The organism is Acidaminococcus timonensis, assembly GCF_900106585.1.
Classification (GTDB): domain Bacteria; phylum Bacillota; class Negativicutes; order Acidaminococcales; family Acidaminococcaceae; genus Acidaminococcus; species Acidaminococcus timonensis.
This window is the reverse complement of record NZ_FNWH01000005.1, coordinates 283,629-301,617: the sequence shown is the minus strand read 5'-3', so window position 1 is coordinate 301,617 and position 17,989 is coordinate 283,629. Positions and strand designations below refer to the sequence as shown.

Genomic DNA, 17,989 nt, shown 5'->3' with positions numbered 1-17,989 from the left:
AATCATTTTTTTACATCCCCTTTTTTACGCCCAATCCCCATTCACGAACACGGGCACCCTGGTCCCATCTTTCCGGATCCCGGTAATGGTCAGATCCGGGCTGCCCACCATGAAATCCACGTGGATCATGGAATCGTTGAGCCCAGCTTTTTTCAGTTCTTCGTCTCTGAGCTCCGGGCCCTTTTCCAGGCAGGTGGGATAGGAGTCTCCCAGAGCCAGGTGACAGGCAGCGTTTTCGTCGAACAGGGTCTCGTAGAAGATCTGGTTCGTCAGGGAAATGGGGGAATGGTAGGGTACCAGGGCCACTTCGCCCAGGCGGCAGGCACCTTCGTCCATCTTGATCAGGTCTTCCAGGATTTCCTGTCCCTTTGCGGCCTGTACGTCCACCACTTTCCCGTCTTTGAAAGTGAACTGGAAATCCTCGATCAGGTTCCCGTTGTAGACCAGGGGCTTCGTGCTCCAGACCACACCGTCCACCCGGTCTGCCTGGGGAGCGGAATACACTTCTTCCGTAGGGATGTTGGCGTTGAACAGGAAGCCCCGGGTGGTGCTTTCCGCCCCGCCCTGCCAGATGTGATGCTTCGGCAGGCCCACGGTGAGCTTCGTGCCTTTCCCACTGGCATATTCCAGGGCCGTGAACTGCTGGGCGGTGAGCCATTCCCGCCGCTGCTTCAGGGTTTCCAGGTGTTTGTCCCAGTCGGTCAGAGGGTCATCACCCAGGCAGCGGGATACGTCCAGGATCTGGAGCCACAGCTTGTCCAGCCCTTCTTTTTCCGGCAACTGCGGATACAGCAGATTCGCCCATACGGTGCTGGGTACGGCGGCCACCAGCCAGTTGGTCCGGGAAGCCATCATGCCGTCGGAATACTCCTTCACGGCCTGATGGAACGCTTTCTGCCAGGCAAAAATCTTCTTCCGGTCGATGCCCTGCATGCTGTAGGGGTCAGCGGAAATCAGGCTCAGGAAGGCCGCGCCCTTCCGATAATAGTACAGGTTGAATTCGCTACGCCAGGGGGGAACGGTCTCGAATTTGTCCTGGGTCTCGTACTGGTAGCGCAGCCGGGTGGCGGCGTTGCAGTACCAGTTGAACACCACCTGGGCGGCACCGGCCTTGTAGGCCTCCTCTGCCAGCAGGGAGGCGAACGAGTGGGCTTCCACCGGGGCGTTGATCACCAGGATCTGGTCCTTCTGCAGGTTGATGCCTTTTTGTAACAGGACCCGGGCGTACAGGGGCAGCTGGCGAGCCAGGGTTTCTTGTATGGTCATGGAAATCTCTCCTTTGCGTGCATTTGGTTCCATTATACAGGAATTTGTGCTGTCTGGGAAATGAACAATTCCCATAGGGAATGAATTTATCCTCTTATTTTTCATTTTTCAGAATAGCTTTGGCCTCCTATAATGGAATCAGAAAGAAGTTCGGAATACTCTGAAAGGGAGGCACATCATGTCCATGTCGTTTGTTGCACTGCTGTTCTTGTTCGGCGCCATCGCCCTGGGCTTCGTGAAGAAGTCCAATGTGGGGCTCATCAGTCTGGGGGCGGTCCTGATTTTAGGGAAACTGGGGAACCTGCCGCTGAAAAAAATGTATGTGGGGTTCCCGGGGAAACTGTTCCTGACGCTACTGGGGACTATGTTCTTCTTTGCCCTGCTCCAGGAGAACGGGACCCTGGATAAGGCGTCCAAAAAGCTGACCCGGCTCTGCGGGACCAGGGTGTTCCTGGTGCCCATCGTGGTCTACGTGGTGAGCTTCGTCCTGAGTGCCATCGGGCCCGGGGCCATCAGTGTGCAGACGGTCATGGTGCTGTTCGCTGTGCCCCTGGCTTTCCACCTGGACGCCAGCCCCATCCTCATGGGGGCCATGGCCATCCTGGGGGCTGTGGGCGGTACGGCCTCGCCCATTGCCCTGACGGGCATCATCGTGAGCGACCTTCTGGGACAGATGCAGCTCACCATGCCCGGCATGGCCATCTTCGCCGGGGTGACGGTGGCCAATGCCCTGTGCGCCCTGGTGGTCTATATCGTATTCAAAGGCTGGAAGCTGCGGGGCCAGCCGGTCCAGGCAGAGGCAGAACCCATCCGGTTCGATGCCATCCAGAAACTGAGCCTGCTGCTCATCGTGGCCCTGTTCGTTTCCGTGGTGGGCTTCTCCCAGGACGTGGGCTTCGTGTGCTTCACCCTGGCCTTCATCCTGCTGCTCACCGGCAGGGTGGATGAAAAGAAGGCCGTGAAGAGCCTGCCCTGGAATACCCTGATTTTGATCTGCGGCATCAGCGTATTGATGAATGCGGTGAAGCTGCTGGGCGGCATCGACCTGCTGGCCCGGGGCCTGGCTTCCTTCATGAGCCCAATGACAGCACCGGCCCTCATGGGTCTCACCGGCGGCATCATGAGCTGGTTCTCCAGCGCCAACGGGGTGGTATTCCCCACCCTGATTCCCACGGTGCCCCAGGTGGCGGCCAACGTGGGCGGAGCTTCCCTGCTCCAGATGGTGGCCGCCATTGTGTGCTCGGCCACAGTGGCGGGCATCAGTCCCATGTCCACCGGCGGGTCCCTGGTCATGGCCAGCTGCTCCCAGGAAAAGAGCGGCAAGGGGAAGGAAAGCGACTCCGCCCTGTTCGCCAAACTGTTCGGGGTCTCGGCCCTGTGTGTGACCATCATCTTCGTGTTCACCCTGGTGGGTGGGCTCAGTTTCCTGCATTGATCCGGGAGGGATACTATGTTTGCCTATATTGGTTCCAGAACCACGAAAGAACGAAAAGCCATCGGCCGGGGCATCACGGCGTATCGGCTGCAGGGGGGAGCTTGGAAAGAAATCCAGGTGGTTCCTTGCGGGGAGAATCCCTCCTATCTGTGCTTCAATGAGGCCAAGGACCGGTTGTATGCGGTCCATGGGGATTTCAGCACGGTGACGGCCTTTGCGGTGGCCGAGGACGGTACCCTGGAAGAAATGAACAGTGCGCCCACCTATGGAACCAATCCGGTGCATCTGGTGGTGAGCCCCAACGGGAAGAACCTGTACGTGGGAAACCTGGAAACGGGCTGCATCACCCGGATGGCCCTGGAAAAAGACGGCAGCCTGGGATCGGTGCAGCAGGTGGTGTTCGTACCCGGGCAGGAAGCCCACGGGTACATTTCTCATCCCCATCAGGTCTGTCTCCATCCGGATGGCAAGTGGCTGCTGGTGCCCTGCCAGGGCCGGGACCACGGTATCGGCAAGGTGGAGGTGTATGCCATCGATCCGGTGGACAACGCTCTGGAAGAAGCCTTCGTGTGGACGGCCCGGAAAGGGGCGGAACCCCGCCATGTGGCCATCCATCCCAACGGGAAGTGGGTGTACCTGGTGAATGAAAAGGACAGCACGGCCATCTTCTTCCATTTCGATGAAGAGACAGGCCATCTGGAACCCCAGCAGATTATGAGTACCCTGCCGGACGATTACTTCGGTCCGGGCTGGGCCAGTGGCATGGTCATGGGGCCGGAGGGGAAATGCGTCTATGCCTCCAATCGGACCCAGGATTCGGTGACCGTATTCGCCATCGACCCGGTGACGGGCCGGCTGAGCTACCGGCAGAACATCACCACGGAAGGGAAACAGCCCCGATTCATCGACGTGGAATCGGGCGGCGAGACCCTGGTGGCGGCCAATGAACTGAGCCATACCCTGACCCGGTTCGCCATCCAGGAGGACGGCAGCCTGGTCCGGGAGCCCGAACAGCTCCGGGAAGGGTCGCCGGTGTGCGTGGTGTGGAAGTTATAAAATTTGCCAAAGGCAAATTTTATCCTTTGGCGTATGACCTATGACGTATGACAGGAGCCTTGAGAAAATGCTTTGCATTTTCTCAAGGCTCCCTTTCCAGTCTCTCCAGAAAAATCTTTACCTGGGGCAGCTGGGCGTACTCCTCCTGGTAGAACACAAAAGTGGAACGGGTGAACGGGGTGCCGTCCCGGAAGGTCAGGGCTTTCTTCACCAGGTCGTCCCGGCCCTTCAGGCAGATCTCCGGCAGCACGGACCAACCGATGCCGCTGGTGATCATGGCCAGACAGGTAGCGATGTCGTTCATCTGGATGGAGGAAGGGGAATCCGTGATGTGCTGCTCCAGCTTCCAGCGCTGGATCCGGGCCATGAACGGCTTGTCCGACTGCCGGTGGATATAGGGCAGCTGGGAAAAGGGGATTTTTTCATTCTCTTTACTGGTGACCGCATACACCTTTTCTTTGGAAAGGAGCCGACTCTGGCCGGACCAGGGGAAATGGCCCCGGAGCACGGCCAAAGACAGCTTCCCCTCCTGGAGCCGGGTGAACAGGTCCAGGCTCTGGCCGGTGGTGACGGAAATCTGCACTTCCGGATAATCGGTCATGTACTGTTTCAGCAGGTCCGGCAGGGTGTAGCGGGCGTAGTTCACCGACACCCCCAGCTTCAGGTGGCCGGCGATGCGGCCCTGGGCATACTGGGACAGGTTCTTCACCCGCTGCAGGGAGGCCTGGAGCTGTTCCATCTCTCCGGCGATGGCATCGGCGGACGGCGCCGGGATCAGTCCCTTCACCGAGCGAAGGAACAGAGGTGCCCCCAGCTCTTCCTCCAACTTGTGCAGCCGCTTCGTGATGGCGCTCTGGGTCGTGTACAGGGTTTGGGCGGTTTTGGTCACATTCTTCGTTTCCATCAGGGTCTGGAAAATCTGGATATCCCGTTCATCCATGGTACTCACATCCAATCTATTCCAATTCGGAATTGCTTATGACTATATTCTATCATTTTTCATAATGCTTTGAAAGCGGTATACTGAAGCCATCAAGAGAGAAACGGATGGCAAGCTTGAAGGAGGCAATCAGCATGAACCAGAAACAACGGAAATTCCCCTGTGTATATATGCGCGGCGGCACCAGCAAAGCGGTGTTCTTCCACAAAGAAGATCTGCCGGCGGACGAAAGCGAATGGAAGGACATCTTCCTGAAGGTCATGGGGACCCCGGATGTGAAACAGATCGACGGCATGGGCGGCACCGTAAGCTCCACCTCCAAGGTGGCCGTGATCAGCAAATCCGACCGGCCCGGCATCGACGTGGATTACCACTTCTTCCAGGTGGATATCGTGATTCCCCGGGTGGATGATTCCGCCAACTGCGGCAACATCTCTTCTGCGGTGGGTCCCTACGCCATCGACGAAGGCCTGGTGGAACCGGTGGAAGGCATCACGAAGGTACGGGTGTACAACGTGAACACCAACAAGGTCATCGAAGAACATGTGCGGGTGCAGGACGGCATGGCCTGCGTCAACGGGGACGCCAGCATCCAGGGCGTACCGGGCACCGGTTCCCGGATTGACATGTACTTCGAAGACCCGGCCGGGGCTAAGACCGGCAAATTGTTCCCCACCGGCCTGAAGAAAGAGACCATCGACGTACCCGGGTACGGTAAAGCCGAAGTCACTATGATCGACTGCTCCAACCCGGTGGTGTTCATCAAGGCCTCCGACCTGGGCATTACGGGGACAGAACTGACCGAGCTGAACCAGAACAAGGATGTGATGGAACACATCGAACGGATCCGGGGCATCACCGCCCAGAAATTCGGCTTCGTGGATGATTTCATGAAAGCCCGGACGGAATCCACCTCCGCTCCGAAAGTGGCCATCATCAGCCCGGCCCAGGATTACAAGAACATGGACGGCAACATCGTGAAGAAGGAAAATATGGATCTGTGCGTCCGGGCCATTTCCGTAGGGGCCCTGCACAAGGCCTATCCCATGACCGTGGCCGTGGCCACCGGCGCCGCTGCCAAGATCCCCGGCACCATCGTCAGCGACATCCTGGGGCAGCACGACAGCGACTGTGTCCGGCTGGGCCATTCCAGCGGCGTCACCGATGTGCTGATGAAGATGGACGGCGAAAAAGTCCTCCAGGGCGGCGTGGTCCGGACGGCCCGGCGTATCATGGACGGGTACGTATATATCCGGTAAGGAGATGTCAGACACCAGATGTCAGATGTCAGCTTGATTGGGTTTGAAAAGAGAAGATAGAGGATCTGATGGAAGAGAGTTGGATCCGTTAGAAAAACAGAGGAGACTGAATCATGATTGAATGTTTTGCAGAAGGACATTACCTGGTTGACGGCAAACCGGTACCGGCCAAGGATCATCCGGAACTGGATGCGGCTGAAGGCAAAAAGCACACCATTGCCTACCAGATCATCGAAGACCACAACACCAGCGGCGACCCGGCCAACCTGCAGCTGAAGTTCGACTCCATCGGCGTGTACGACAATACCTATGTGGGCATCATGCAGACCGCCTGTGCTTCCGGCCTGAAGAAATTCCCGGTGCCTACGGTGTTCACCAACTGCCACAACTGTCTGTGCGCCGTAGGCGGCACCATCAACTCCGATGTGCACAAATACGCCGAGACCATCTGCAAGAAGTACGGCGGCATCTTCGTACCGCCCCATGAAGCCGTCATCCATTCCTACATGCGGGAAATGATCGTCAAGGGCGGCAGCATGGCCATCGTGTCCGATTCCCACACCCGGTACGGCAGCCAGGGTTGCCTGGCCATCGGCGAAGGGGGCCCGGAAGTAGCCAAAGCCATGCTGGACAAGACCTATGAACTGAAATACCCGGAAGTGGTGGGCATCTACCTGACCGGCTTCATCAAACCCTGGGTGGGACCCATGGATGTAGCTCTGACCCTGATCGGTGCCACGTTCAAGAACGGCTTCGTGAAGAACCGGATCCTGGAATTCTTCGGCCCCGGCATCGCCTCCTTATCCATGGATACCCGGAACGGCATCGACACCATGACCACGGAATCCGCCTGCCTGACCTCCATCTGGGAAACCGATGACAAGGTACGGGAAGATTACAGGATCCACGACCGGGAAGCCGATTACAAGCACCTGGTGCCCGGCGACAAGGCCTACTATGACCGCCTGATTCACATCGACCTGAGTACGGTGGAACCCATGATCGCCCTGCCGTACCATCCGTCCAATGCCTTCCCGCTGAAGGACGTGATCGCCCGTCCGGAAAAATACATGAAGTACGTGGAAGATAACGCCAAAACTGTCTTCGAGAACAACCCGGACATCCATCCGGATATGTTGAGCAAGATCCAGAAGAACGGCCGCATTCGGGTGGACCAGGCTGCCATCGCCGGCTGCGCGGCCGGTTCCTTCGAAAACATCTCCTATGTGGACCAGGTGGCCAGAGCCGAAAACCGGGGCCTGGGCATGTTCCCCCTGAACATCTACCCCGCTTCCCAGCCGGTGCTCACCGAGCTGAACAAGGACGGTATCGTCAATGACCTGATGACGGAAGGCGTGCGGGTGAAGACCGCGTTTTGCGGACCCTGCTTCGGTGCCAGTGACTGCCCGGAAAACAATGCCTTCGTGCTGCGCCATTCCACCCGGAACTATCCGAACCGGGAAGGCTCCAAACCCAATATGGGCCAGGTGGCTTCCGCTGCTCTGATGGATTCCAAGAGCATTGCGGCCACGGCCTTCAACGGTGGCTATCTGACCTCCGCCGAGGAAATCAAGGACGTGTTCAAACCAGAGGACATCCCGGCGTTCACGTTCAACAAGAAAATCTATGACAACGTGGTCTACAACGGCTTCGGCAAGGCCCAGCCGGAAACGGAAATCGTCTATGGACCGTTCATCAAGGACTGGCCGGCCATGGAACACCTGACCGACAACCTGCTGCTCCAGGTGGCTTCCGTCATCCGGGACGAAGTGACCACCACCGACGAACTGATCCCATCCGGGGAAACGGCTTCCTACCGGTCCAACCCCTATAAGATCTCCGAATTTACCCTGCTGCGGAAGGATCCGAAGTATGTGGGCCGGGCCAAAGCTGCCCAGGCCTATGAAAAAGCCCGTTTGGCCGGCGACCGGAAGACCGCTGCAGAATTCTATGCTCCGCTGAAGAATGTGGGCATCGACGTGAACAAGAACCTGGATACCCTGCTGGCGACCACCGGTATCGGCTCCGTGCTGTACGCCAAACGGCCGGGGGATGGTTCCGCCCGTGAATATGCGGCGTCCTGCCAGAAGGTGCTGGGCGGCCTGGCCAACATCTGCATCGAATACGCCACGAAACGGTATCGCAGCAACTGCGTGAACTGGGGCATGCTGCCCTTCACGAACCCGGACGACCACATCGACCTGAAGGTGGGCGAATGGGTATGGCTGCCGAACATCCGTGAGATCGTAGCCGAAAACAAAGGTGGCATCGACGCCACGGTCATTGGCACCGATGGCAGCACCCGGACCCTGCACCTGGACCTGAAGATCCTGAACGACACGGAACGGAAGACCCTGCTGGCCGGGTCCATGATCAACCTGTTCAAAGAAAGCTGAGGCCATCCTAATGGAACAAACGGTGCGGGAGGCACCTCTGGGAAAGCTGGCTGCATTTGCGGCCAGCCTTTCTTGGGATGGGCTCCCTGAAACAGTACAGCAGGCGGCAGTCTACCGGGCCCTGGATCTGATCAGCGTGGCCCTGGGGGCCGTGGGTGACCCGCTGGTGGAAAGAATGAAACAGGCCCTGCGGGCCCTGGATCCGGAAAACCGGCGCACGGGGGTGGCCCTGTTGGGACAGCCCCTGGAGGAAAGATGGTCCGTGACGGAGGCGGCCATGCTGGATGCCATGCTGGCCCATACCCTGGAACTGGACGATGTGCATCCCGGGTCCAAGACCCACATCTCCTCCAGTATGATCCCGGCGGCCTGGTGCCTGGGCCACGCCTTGGGCAGCACGGGGAAGAATTTTTTGACCGCCCTGGTGGCCGGCTACGAAGTGGCCCACCGAGTGGGCATGGCCTTCGGAGTGGCGGCCCACCGGAAACGGGGCTGGCATGCCACGGCCACCTGCGGCACGTTCGGGGTGGCAGCGGCCTGTGCCCATCTGCTTGGCCTCGATGCGGAAGGAACGGCTTCGGCCCTGGGACTGGCCGGGTCCCAGACCACGGGGGTATGGGCGTTCCTGGGGGACGGCACGAACTCCAAGGTGCTGAACCCGGGGCAGGCGGCCATGACCGGTCTGCGCTGCACCTATCTGGCCCGCTATGGCATGCAGGGTCCGGTCCACGTGCTGGAGGCGGAAGACGGGGGACTGCTGAATGCCATGAGTGACGGCGGCCACCTGGAGAAACTGACGGAAGGCCTGGGGACTACCTGGGAAATCCTGAACATGGATATGAAGCCGTATCCCTGCTGTCGCAGTGCCCATGCGGGCATCGACGGCGCCCTGTCCCTGCGGAAGGCCATCCTGGGAGAGGGGATGCTGCTTCTGGCAGATGCGGAGCAGCGGATCCTGGACAGCGTGGTGAGCCTGGAGGCAGAAACGTATAAGATCGGGTACCAGCAGTGCGCCGTCAGTGACGGGTGCCTGCATCCTCAGAACCCCCTGGACGCCAAGTTCTCCCTGCCCTTTACCCTGGCCGGGGCTATGCTGTTGGGGCAGGTGGACCAGAGCCTGTTCACCCCGGAAAAAGTGGCGGACCCGGCCATCCAGACGATGCTGGGGCGGATCCGGGTGCGGGAGGCGGCGGACCTGACGGCGGCCTACCCGGACCACTGGAGCTGCCGGGTGAAGGTACAGCTGAAGGACGGCCGGGTGCTGGGGCAGTTCATCCAGGACCCCACCGGGTCGTACCGGAAGCCCCTCAGCGAGGAGGCGGCCCTGCAGAAGGCGGAGGGGTTACTGGCCAATGTGTATCCCCACCAGGCCGCCCAGGTGGCGAGGAAGTTATTGAGCCTGCCGGAAGCGGAAAAGCTGCCGGAGGTGTAAGGTGTGTTGCAGGCTGTGAGCCCAGTGTCCCCCTGAAAGGGGGAAAGGACCCGCTTGCGGGTAGGGGGTCTCACATCGGGTGTGGGACCCTTCCACCAGCCATTTGGCTGGTCCTCCTCCCCTTTCAGGGGAGGACAAAATATATCAACTCCCATAGAATCCCTCCAATATCCCCTATGGGAGTACAAGTATTGGAAATGCTCTGAACAATCGGATAAACTGGAACCATCAAAAGGAACAGCTGCCCCCGGTGCTGTGGAAGCGGACGGTGGCTTGAGAGAAAGGGAGAGTATACCATGGAAATCATGAATCAGAAGGAATATGACGAACAGGCACAGGAAGAAGTCATCCGCAAGGCCATGGAACGTTTCGGCGCTCTGATTCGGGAGGACTTCAAACGGATCGAAACCATCAAGAACGCTCCGGCCCGGAAGGACTTCAAGAAACTGAGCCACATCACCGTGGGCATCCTGCCCGGCGACGGCATCGGGCCCTACATCATGGAACAGGCTCTGCGGGTGGCCAAATACCTGCTGGCCGAAGAAGTGGCCGAAGGCAAGGTGGAATTCCGGACCATCCCGGGCATGACCATCGAAGAACGGGCCAAAAAGAACGAAAGCCTGCCGCCGGAAGTGCTGGAAGCCTGCAAGGCCTGCGACGTGCTGGTGAAGGGACCGTTCGTGACGCCCCGGGCCGGTGATCCCTGGCCGAACATGGTCAGCGCCAACAGCCTGCTGCGCCGGGCCCTGCAGCTGTATGCCGCTGTACGGCCGGTGCGGATCCCCGAAAAGGGCATCGACTGGACGTTCTTCCGGGAGAACATCGAAGGGGAATACATCTGGGGCAACAAGGGCATCCAGGTAAACGATGACCTGGCCGTGGACTTCAAGGTCCTGACCCGCCCCGGCGCCGAACGGATCTGCCGGGCTGCCTTTGAATTCGCCAAGAACAACGGCAAGACCAATGTGACCGTGGTCACCAAGGCCAACATTGTGAAACTGGTGGACGGCAACTTCCTGAAGATGGCCCACCAGGTGGAAAAAGAATATCCGGGCATCACCGTCCGGGAAGAACTGGTGGATGCCATGGCCGCCAAGATCACGGACCAGGAATTCACCAAAGGGATGCAGGTATTCCTGCTGCCGAACCTGTACGGGGACATCGTCACTGACGTGGCTGCCGAATACCAGGGCGGCCTGGGCACGGCCAGCTCCTCCAACATCGGCGACCAGTACGCCCTGTTCGAAGCCATCCACGGGGTGGGAAACTTCCTGGTACAGCACCACCGGGCCCAGTACGCCGATCCCTGCAGCCTGATCCGGGCCATGGGCGAAATGATCAGCCACATCGGCTACGCCGACAAGAAGGAAAAGCTGGTGAAGGCTCTGGATATCTGCACCCGTACGGAAAAGAAAGTGGTCATCACCACGGACAAAGACGGCGCTACCGCAGAAGAATTCACCGATTACCTGCTGGATACGCTGAAAAACCTTGACTAAAAAGTCCAGAAATTGAAAGCCTCATCCTGTTTGGGATGGGGCTTTTTTGTGCAAAAACGGCAGAATAAGAATCAGAGATGTCAGAAGTCAGACTCGGCCCTGCCGGGCCTCGAGATGTCAGCTTGTTACGACAAGCACAAAGAGAGTGCGTTTTATCGCTATACAAGCTGATGTCTGACATCTGAAAGCCCCGTCAGGGGCGTTCTGACTTCTCAGCAGGAGGCGTTCCGTCTCCTGCCCCATAGAATCTCTCCAATACCTTCTATAGGAGTACAAGTATTGGGAATTGCCTGATAAATCTCATATAATGGAGCCATCGAAAGGGAAAACAACAGAAAGGCTCCGGTGACGTTCCGGAGCTGTTACGGGAAAATCACTTGTGAAAGAGAGAGGGAACATCATGATCGAACTGTACAAGAACGGGGGCTACCTGCTCCACGGCACCGAAATGATTCCGGAAGAGGAAGTCGCTGCCGTCGAACAAAAGCTGGGCCGCAAGGTCTCTAAAGAAGAAGCCAAAAAAGGCACCATCGCCTATAGCATCCTGAAAAACCACAACCTGAACGACAACATGGATGATCTGAAAATCCGCTTCGACGATTTGACCAGCCACGATATCACTTACGTGGGCATCATCCAAACGGCCAAGGCTTCCGGCATGGATAAATTCCCCATGCCCTACATCCTGACCTGCTGCCACAATTCCCTGTGCGCTGTGGGCGGCACCATCAACGAGGATGACCACCTGTTCGGCCTGAGCGCTGCCCAGAAATACGGCGGCATCTACGTACCGCCCCATGTGGCCGTCATCCACCAGTACATGCGTGAAATGTACGCCGGCTGCGGCAAGATGATCCTGGGCTCCGACTCCCATACCCGGTATGGCGCCCTGGGCACCATGGCCGTGGGCGAAGGCGGCGGCGAACTGGACAAACAAATCCTGGGCGACACCTGGGATAACCCGTATCCCGGCGTGGTGGCCGTGTACCTGACCGGCACTCCCAAACCCTGGGTCGGCCCTCACGATATCGCCATCGCCATCTGCGGTGCGGTGTACAAGAACGGCTATGTGAAGAACAAAGTCATGGAATTCGTTGGACCCGGCGTAGCCAGCATGACCACCGACTACCGGAACGGGGTGGACGTGATGACCACGGAAACCACCTGCCTGTCCTCCATCTGGCGGACCGACGAGGATACCCACAAGTTCCTGAAGGAACACAACCGGGAAGCCGATTACAAGGAACTGACCCCGGCTGACGTAGCCTACTACGATGGCGTAGTCTCCATCGACCTGTCCACCATCAAACCCATGATCGCACTGCCGTTCCATCCGTCCAACGCTTACGAAATCGACGAACTGAATGCCAACCTGGACGACATCCTGGCCGAAACGGAAAAAGCCGCTGCCAAAGTGGCCCAGGGCCGTGCCACCTTTACCCTGCGTGACAAGATCACCAAAGACGGCAAGCTGCAGGTGCAGCAGGGCGTCATCGGCGGGTGCGCCGGCGGGAACTACACCAACGTGGTGGAAGCCGCCAATCTGCTGAAAGGCAAGTTCATCGGGGCCGGAGAATTCGCCCTGAACGTCTATCCTTCCTCCATGCCCGTGTACATGGACCTGATGCGCAAAGGCTATCTGACGGAACTCATGGCCTCCGGGGCCGTTGTGAAGACCGCCTTCTGCGGACCGTGCTTCGGCGCCGGCGATACCCCCAACAACAACGGCCTGTCCATCCGTCACACCACCCGGAACTTCCCGAACCGGGAAGGCTCCAAACCGGGCCAGGGCCAGATGGCTGCCGTCGCCCTGATGGATGCCCGCAGCATCGCTGCCACCGCCGCCAACAACGGCCGGCTGACCTCTGCCGAGGAATATGCCGAGGCCTTCGGCGATGTGCCGGAATACCACTTCGACGAAAGCCCGTACAAGGCTCGTGTGTACTACGGCTTTGGCAAAGCGGACACGAAGAAGGAACTGGTCTACGGGCCGAATATCAAAGACTGGCCGACGCTGCCCAAACTGGGTGAGAACATCCTGCTGAAGGTGTGCTCCAAGATCCTGGATCCGGTGACCACCACCGACGAACTGATCCCCTCCGGGGAAACGTCCTCCTACCGGTCCAACCCTCTGGGCCTGGCCGAATTCACCCTGAGCCGCCGGGATCCGGGCTATGTGGGTCGCACCAAGGCAGTGAAGGAAGTGGAAGTGGCACGGGAAGCCGGCAAGGATGTAACGGCTGACGATGCTGACCTGAAGGCCGTGTTCGACGGACTGAAGGATCTGCCCGGCAATGCCACCCTGGCCAACACGGAAATTGGCTCCACTATCTATGCCAACAAACCCGGCGACGGTTCCGCCCGGGAACAGGCTGCCAGCTGCCAGCGGGTCATCGGGGCCCTGGCCAACATCACCCAGGACTATGCCACGAAACGGTATCGCAGCAATGTGATCAACTGGGGCATGCTGCCCTTCCATCTGAAAGGGGAACCCAAGGATTTCGAAGTGGGTGACTACATCTACGTACCGGAAGTCCGGAAAGCCCTGGCTGGGGATATGCAGGACATCAAGGCTTATGTGGTGAAGAAGGGTTCCGCCGTCCCCATCAGCCTGTACATCAAACCCCTGAATGAGGAAGAAAAAGCCATCATCAAGGCCGGTTGCCTGATCAACTTCAACCGGGCCAGGAAGGGGCTGTAAACCGCGTACCGTCGGGGGAAGGGCCGCCCTCTCGGCCCGACCCCGATTTTCCCAAACCATAGATTGAAACCAACACGGAAAAAGCCTTTGCATCGAAGTTCGGTGCAAAGGCTTTTTCCGTGTTGGTTTATAATTGGACGGTGGTTTCCTTCTGGAAATACTCTTTCAGCAGATCCAGAAAATACCGTTCGGCCTTGTTCAGGTAGGCGCCTTTTTTGTAGATGGCGTTGATTTCCCACTGGACGGGGGTGGGGGAATATTCGTAGCAGCAGCGGTCTGCGTCCGGCCCCAGGATCTTCCGGGCACGGCGGGGCACCAGGGTGAAGCCCAGGCCGCAGGCACCCAGCTGGGCAGCGGTGGAGCTGCTGTCCACTTCCATCAGGGTATGGGGAGCGATTCCGTACTCCCGGAAGATCTCCTGGACCTTCCAGTTGATGGAGTGGGCTTTCTTGATGCCGATGAAAGGCATGGAAGCCAGCTTGTGCAAATCCACCAGCCGGTGGTCCCTGTCCAGGAACATATCCTCGGTGAAGGCATCCGGGGCAGCGATCAGCTGGATGGTTTCCCGGTAAATCAGTTCCCAGGTCATGGATACCGGTACTTCCCGGGCGTCCAGGGGACAGATCAGGAAGGTGACTTTGTTGTTCTGGAGCATTTCCAGCAGTTTTCGGGTACCGGCTTCCTGGATGGCAAATTCCGAATCGGGGAACCGGGACCGGAACTGGTTGATGATGGGAGGCAGCATGAAACCGGCCCGTTCTGCCGGGATCCCCAGGCTGATCCGGGCGCCCCGGCCGTCTTTCAGATCGGCCAGCCGGTCCTTCAGTTCCGTCCGTTTCTGGAGAATCTCCCGGGCAATTTTCACGTAGATGCGGCCGGCGTCCGTAAGAGCCAGGGGCTGCCGGGAACGGTCGAACAGCTTTACACCCATTTCTTTTTCAATCTGGCCCAGGGCATAGCTCAGGGAAGGCTGGGAAATATATAATTGTCTGGCAGCCTGGGTCACGTTCCGGCAATCGGCCACCGTGACCACATATTGCAATTCGCGAAAATCCACCAGCGACCCTCCCTCCATTGATCCTTATTAATCTATTTTATCATAAAATGAAAAATAGTTGCATAATGGTACAAATTGTAAAAATACTGTAAAAAAGACTAAAATTAATGTTACAAAAACGGGTACAGTATAGTATAATGAAATCATATAGGCACATCAGCAGGATTTTTTGTTCTCTTGTTGAATACTTATATTGTACCAGTGATTTCATTGACCCTGGAAGTTGTACAGGGAATTTCTCTATGAAAGTCCCTGAGTGGGAAGAAAAAGGTGGTGAGACCATGTCCATGCTGGAAGACATCAAAAATGCCGAGCAGAAGGCGGATGCACTGAAGAAACAGGCCACCCTGGATGCCCGGAACACGGTGCGGGATGCCCAGGCGGAAGCCCATAAAGAGGCAGAAGCCCTGATTGCGGAAGCCCGGAAACAGGCTGCTGAAGCCATTGCCCAGGCGGAAGCCCAGGCGAAGAAGGAAGCCGATGCCCTGGTGGAAGAGAACCGGGCCAGAGATGCAGCCCAGGCGGCGGAAGCCCGGAAGAACCTGGACCAGGCCGTGCAGTACATTATGAAGAAGGTCGTGATCGAATGTTAGTCCCAATGCAAAAACTAACGCTCTACGCCTTGAAGGCCGATCGCGATGCCCTGCTGCTGGCCCTGCAGAAGGACGGCAGCGTCATGCTGGAACCGGAAGCAGGAAGCAAGGCCCTGCCCGGAGCCGAAACTGTCAGCGCCCAACTGGATAAGACCGGGGCAGTGCTCCAGTTCCTGGTGCAGAACGGGGCCAAAAATCCCCTGTTCCCCCAGAAGGAACAGGTCTCCTATCCGGATTTCCTGAAGGAAACCGGAGAAGGAAAACGTCTGACAGAACAGCTGGATACCACGGCCAGCAAAATCGCTTCTCTGGAGAGCGAAGCGGCGGCCCTCAGGACCCAGGCCGAAAGCCTGCAGCCCTGGCTGCAGCTGGATATCCCCCTGGAACAGCTGAGCTTTACGGAAACCACCCATTGCCATGTGGGCTTCCTTCCGGAAAAAGAGCTGTCGGCGTTCCAGGAAGGTATGGCCAAGCTGCTGGCTGACTGGAAGACCTACGGGGACGGCCAGGATGGACGGGCCCTGGTGGTACTGGCCTATAACCGGGACGAGGAAGCGGTGAAACACCTGCTGAAGGAACATGACTTCAGTGAGGCGGTGCTGCCCAAACGCAGCGGCACGGCGGCCCAGGTCCAGCAGGAACTGCTCCAGGAAGCCAAAGAACGGGAGGATAAGATCGCCCGCCTGCAGCAGGAAACCAAGGACATCCTGCCCCGGAAGCAGCAGGTGGAACTGTATTACGATCAGCTGAGCACCACCCACGAACGGCTCCAGAACGGGGGCGTGGAAACGGTGAGTGCTTTCAAGGTCCAGGGCTGGGTACGGAAGGACCGGACCCGTCGGGTGGAGAAAGTCATCCAGAGCGTGACGGATGCCTACCAGCTCACCTTTGCCGACCCGGCAGAGGGCGAGATTCCGCCCACGGTGCTGGAAAACGGCAAACTGGTGGAACCCTACGAAAGCGTAGTGGAACTGTATTCCCTGCCCAAGGCCGGTTCCATCGACCCGGATTTGATCATGGCGCCTTTCCACTTCATCTTCTTCGGAATGATGCTGTCGGATGCGGGCTATGGACTGGTCCTGACGGTGATGCTGTATTTCGCCCTGAAGAAATTCAAACCCACGGGTTTTGCCCGGCAGCTGGCCCTGGTCATCTTCTTCGGCAGCATTTCTACAGTGCTGTGGGGGGCCATGTTCGGCGGCTGGTTCGGCCTGGAATGGAAACCGTTACTGTTCGTGCCCATGAAGGAGCCCCTGAAGATGCTGGCCCTGTGCTTCGGCCTGGGCGCCATCCATCTGGTGGCCGGTATGCTGGTGAAAGTCTACATGCTGCTGCGGGATGGGGATGTGATGGGTGCGGTCTGTGACCAGATCAGCTGGCTCATCATGTTCCTGGGCTTCTTCCTAATGGCCCTGGTACCGGGGCCCATCGGCAAGTACCTGGCCTGGCTGGGTGCGGGCATCATCATCCTGTTCGGCGGACGGGAAAAGAAGGGCATCGTCAGCCGTCTGCTGGGCGGCCTGCTGACCCTGTACAACATCAGCGGCTACCTGAGCGATCTGCTGAGTTATTCCCGGATCTTCGCCCTGGGGCTGGCCACCGGCGTCATCGCCATGGTCATCAATACCGTGGCCCAGATGTTGTGGAGCGCGGGCCCTGTGGGCATCGTGGCAGCCATCCTCGTCCTTCTGGCCGGCCACTATTTCAATATCATCATCAACGTGCTGGGTGCGTTCGTGCACAGCAGCCGTCTGCAGTACATCGAGTTCTTCGGCAAGTTCTATGAAGCCGGCGGCCGGGCGTTCCTGCCCTTGGCACTCCGGACCAAGTTTACGGATATTACGAAATAAGGGAGGATAATTCATTATGATTACTTTAGGAACAGCTCTGGCATTTAGCGGCGCAGCAACGGCAGCAGCTCTGGCAGGGGTTGGCAGTGCCATCGGCGTAGGGATCGCCGGGCAGGCCGCTTCCGGCGTGGTCAGTGAAGACCCGGATAAATTCGGTAACGTGCTGGTGCTGCAGGCTCTGCCCGGTACCCAGGGCATTTACGGTCTGCTGATCGCCTTCATCATCATCCTGAACCTGGGCGTCATCGACGGCAACGTGAAAGATCTGACCACGTTCCAGGGCCTGGCCTACCTGTTCGCAGCCATGCCCATGGGCATCGGCGGCCTGCTGTCCGCCATCTACCAGGGCAAAGTGGCTGCCTCCGGCATCTACCTGACGGCCAAACGTCCGGAAGAAACCGGTAAAGGCATCATCCTGACGGCTATGGTTGAAACCTACGCTGTGCTGAGCCTGCTGATCTCCTTCATCATGGTGAACGGGATCAAATTATAAGAAAGGGTGACT

The 17,989-nt window shown here is 58.4% G+C and carries 13 protein-coding genes; 10 read left to right on the top strand and 3 right to left on the bottom strand.

Translation table 11 applies throughout. The features are described 5' to 3' along the window. Window positions 1-24: 24 nt before the first annotated feature. Window positions 25-1,266 (bottom strand): aminopeptidase, encoded by a 1,242-nt coding sequence (locus BQ5462_RS03400; protein WP_071142019.1) that lies wholly within the window; start codon window positions 1,264-1,266, stop codon window positions 25-27. Window positions 1,267-1,450: 184 nt separating this feature from the next. Here BQ5462_RS03400 and BQ5462_RS03395 point away from each other — a divergent pair, with 184 nt between their 5' ends. Together BQ5462_RS03395 and BQ5462_RS03390 are read left to right on the top strand one after the other, a co-directional pair. Then, window positions 1,451-2,701, top strand: coding sequence for an ArsB/NhaD family transporter (locus BQ5462_RS03395; protein ID WP_071142135.1), 1,251 nt, complete (start codon window positions 1,451-1,453; stop codon window positions 2,699-2,701). 15 nt (window positions 2,702-2,716) lie between these two features. After that, window positions 2,717-3,757, top strand: a complete 1,041-nt coding sequence (locus BQ5462_RS03390; protein WP_071142018.1) for a lactonase family protein — start codon at window positions 2,717-2,719, stop codon at window positions 3,755-3,757. Window positions 3,758-3,839: 82 nt separating this feature from the next. Here BQ5462_RS03390 and BQ5462_RS03385 read toward each other — a convergent pair whose 3' ends face one another. Beyond that, window positions 3,840-4,697 (bottom strand): LysR family transcriptional regulator, encoded by an 858-nt coding sequence (locus BQ5462_RS03385; RefSeq protein ID WP_071142017.1) that lies wholly within the window; start codon window positions 4,695-4,697, stop codon window positions 3,840-3,842. Window positions 4,698-4,831: 134 nt separating this feature from the next. Here BQ5462_RS03385 and BQ5462_RS03380 point away from each other — a divergent pair, with 134 nt between their 5' ends. The 5 genes from BQ5462_RS03380 (at window position 4,832) to BQ5462_RS03360 (ending at window position 13,984) form a co-directional block, all read left to right on the top strand. Next, a complete protein-coding gene (locus tag BQ5462_RS03380) occupies window positions 4,832-5,956 on the top strand; it encodes a 2-methylaconitate cis-trans isomerase PrpF family protein (RefSeq protein ID WP_071142016.1) in 1,125 nt (374 codons plus the stop codon). Window positions 5,957-6,069: 113 nt separating this feature from the next. Continuing rightward, window positions 6,070-8,352 (top strand): hydratase, encoded by a 2,283-nt coding sequence (locus BQ5462_RS03375; RefSeq protein WP_071142015.1) that lies wholly within the window; start codon window positions 6,070-6,072, stop codon window positions 8,350-8,352. 10 nt (window positions 8,353-8,362) lie between these two features. Next, window positions 8,363-9,784 (top strand): MmgE/PrpD family protein, encoded by a 1,422-nt coding sequence (locus BQ5462_RS03370; RefSeq protein ID WP_071142014.1) that lies wholly within the window; start codon window positions 8,363-8,365, stop codon window positions 9,782-9,784. Between the two features lie 305 nt (window positions 9,785-10,089). Then, the gene (locus BQ5462_RS03365; protein ID WP_071142134.1) at window positions 10,090-11,283 is read left to right on the top strand and encodes an isocitrate/isopropylmalate family dehydrogenase; all 1,194 of its coding nucleotides are present in this window, start codon (window positions 10,090-10,092) and stop codon (window positions 11,281-11,283) included. Between the two features lie 400 nt (window positions 11,284-11,683). Next, window positions 11,684-13,984: a hydratase gene (locus tag BQ5462_RS03360; RefSeq protein WP_071142013.1), complete on the top strand. Its 2,301-nt coding sequence runs from the start codon at window positions 11,684-11,686 to the stop codon at window positions 13,982-13,984. 127 nt (window positions 13,985-14,111) lie between these two features. On the opposite strand, the gene BQ5462_RS03355 is transcribed toward BQ5462_RS03360, so the two are convergent. Beyond that, window positions 14,112-15,041 carry a LysR family transcriptional regulator gene (locus BQ5462_RS03355; protein ID WP_071142012.1) on the bottom strand — a complete coding sequence of 310 codons (930 nt, stop codon included), beginning with the start codon at window positions 15,039-15,041 and terminating at the stop codon, window positions 14,112-14,114. Window positions 15,042-15,322: 281 nt separating this feature from the next. Between BQ5462_RS03355 and BQ5462_RS03350 the strand changes: the two genes are divergently transcribed. From BQ5462_RS03350 to BQ5462_RS03340, 3 genes are read left to right on the top strand one after another with little or no spacing between them, the layout of a single operon-like run. After that, entirely contained in the window at window positions 15,323-15,634 is a 312-nt protein-coding gene (locus tag BQ5462_RS03350; RefSeq protein ID WP_071142133.1) for a hypothetical protein, read from the top strand. Between the two features lie 5 nt (window positions 15,635-15,639). Beyond that, window positions 15,640-17,484 (top strand): V-type ATP synthase subunit I, encoded by a 1,845-nt coding sequence (locus BQ5462_RS03345; protein ID WP_235819560.1) that lies wholly within the window; start codon window positions 15,640-15,642, stop codon window positions 17,482-17,484. Between the two features lie 16 nt (window positions 17,485-17,500). Next, window positions 17,501-17,977 carry a V-type ATP synthase subunit K gene (locus BQ5462_RS03340; protein ID WP_071142010.1) on the top strand — a complete coding sequence of 159 codons (477 nt, stop codon included), beginning with the start codon at window positions 17,501-17,503 and terminating at the stop codon, window positions 17,975-17,977. The last annotated feature ends 12 nt before the right edge of the window (window positions 17,978-17,989 follow it).

What these genes read in the sequence shown, in the direction of transcription:
- BQ5462_RS03400 (WP_071142019.1), bottom strand. Translation starts at nt 1,266, where the DNA reads ATGACCATACAAGAAACCCTGGCTCGCCAGCTGCCCCTGTACGCCCGG.
- BQ5462_RS03395 (WP_071142135.1), top strand. Translation starts at nt 1,451, where the DNA reads ATGTCGTTTGTTGCACTGCTGTTCTTGTTCGGCGCCATCGCCCTGGGC.
- BQ5462_RS03390 (WP_071142018.1), top strand. Translation starts at nt 2,717, where the DNA reads ATGTTTGCCTATATTGGTTCCAGAACCACGAAAGAACGAAAAGCCATC.
- BQ5462_RS03385 (WP_071142017.1), bottom strand. Translation starts at nt 4,697, where the DNA reads ATGGATGAACGGGATATCCAGATTTTCCAGACCCTGATGGAAACGAAG.
- BQ5462_RS03380 (WP_071142016.1), top strand. Translation starts at nt 4,832, where the DNA reads ATGAACCAGAAACAACGGAAATTCCCCTGTGTATATATGCGCGGCGGC.
- BQ5462_RS03375 (WP_071142015.1), top strand. Translation starts at nt 6,070, where the DNA reads ATGATTGAATGTTTTGCAGAAGGACATTACCTGGTTGACGGCAAACCG.
- BQ5462_RS03370 (WP_071142014.1), top strand. Translation starts at nt 8,363, where the DNA reads ATGGAACAAACGGTGCGGGAGGCACCTCTGGGAAAGCTGGCTGCATTT.
- BQ5462_RS03365 (WP_071142134.1), top strand. Translation starts at nt 10,090, where the DNA reads ATGAATCAGAAGGAATATGACGAACAGGCACAGGAAGAAGTCATCCGC.
- BQ5462_RS03360 (WP_071142013.1), top strand. Translation starts at nt 11,684, where the DNA reads ATGATCGAACTGTACAAGAACGGGGGCTACCTGCTCCACGGCACCGAA.
- BQ5462_RS03350 (WP_071142133.1), top strand. Translation starts at nt 15,323, where the DNA reads ATGTCCATGCTGGAAGACATCAAAAATGCCGAGCAGAAGGCGGATGCA.
- BQ5462_RS03345 (WP_235819560.1), top strand. Translation starts at nt 15,640, where the DNA reads ATGCAAAAACTAACGCTCTACGCCTTGAAGGCCGATCGCGATGCCCTG.
- BQ5462_RS03340 (WP_071142010.1), top strand. Translation starts at nt 17,501, where the DNA reads ATGATTACTTTAGGAACAGCTCTGGCATTTAGCGGCGCAGCAACGGCA.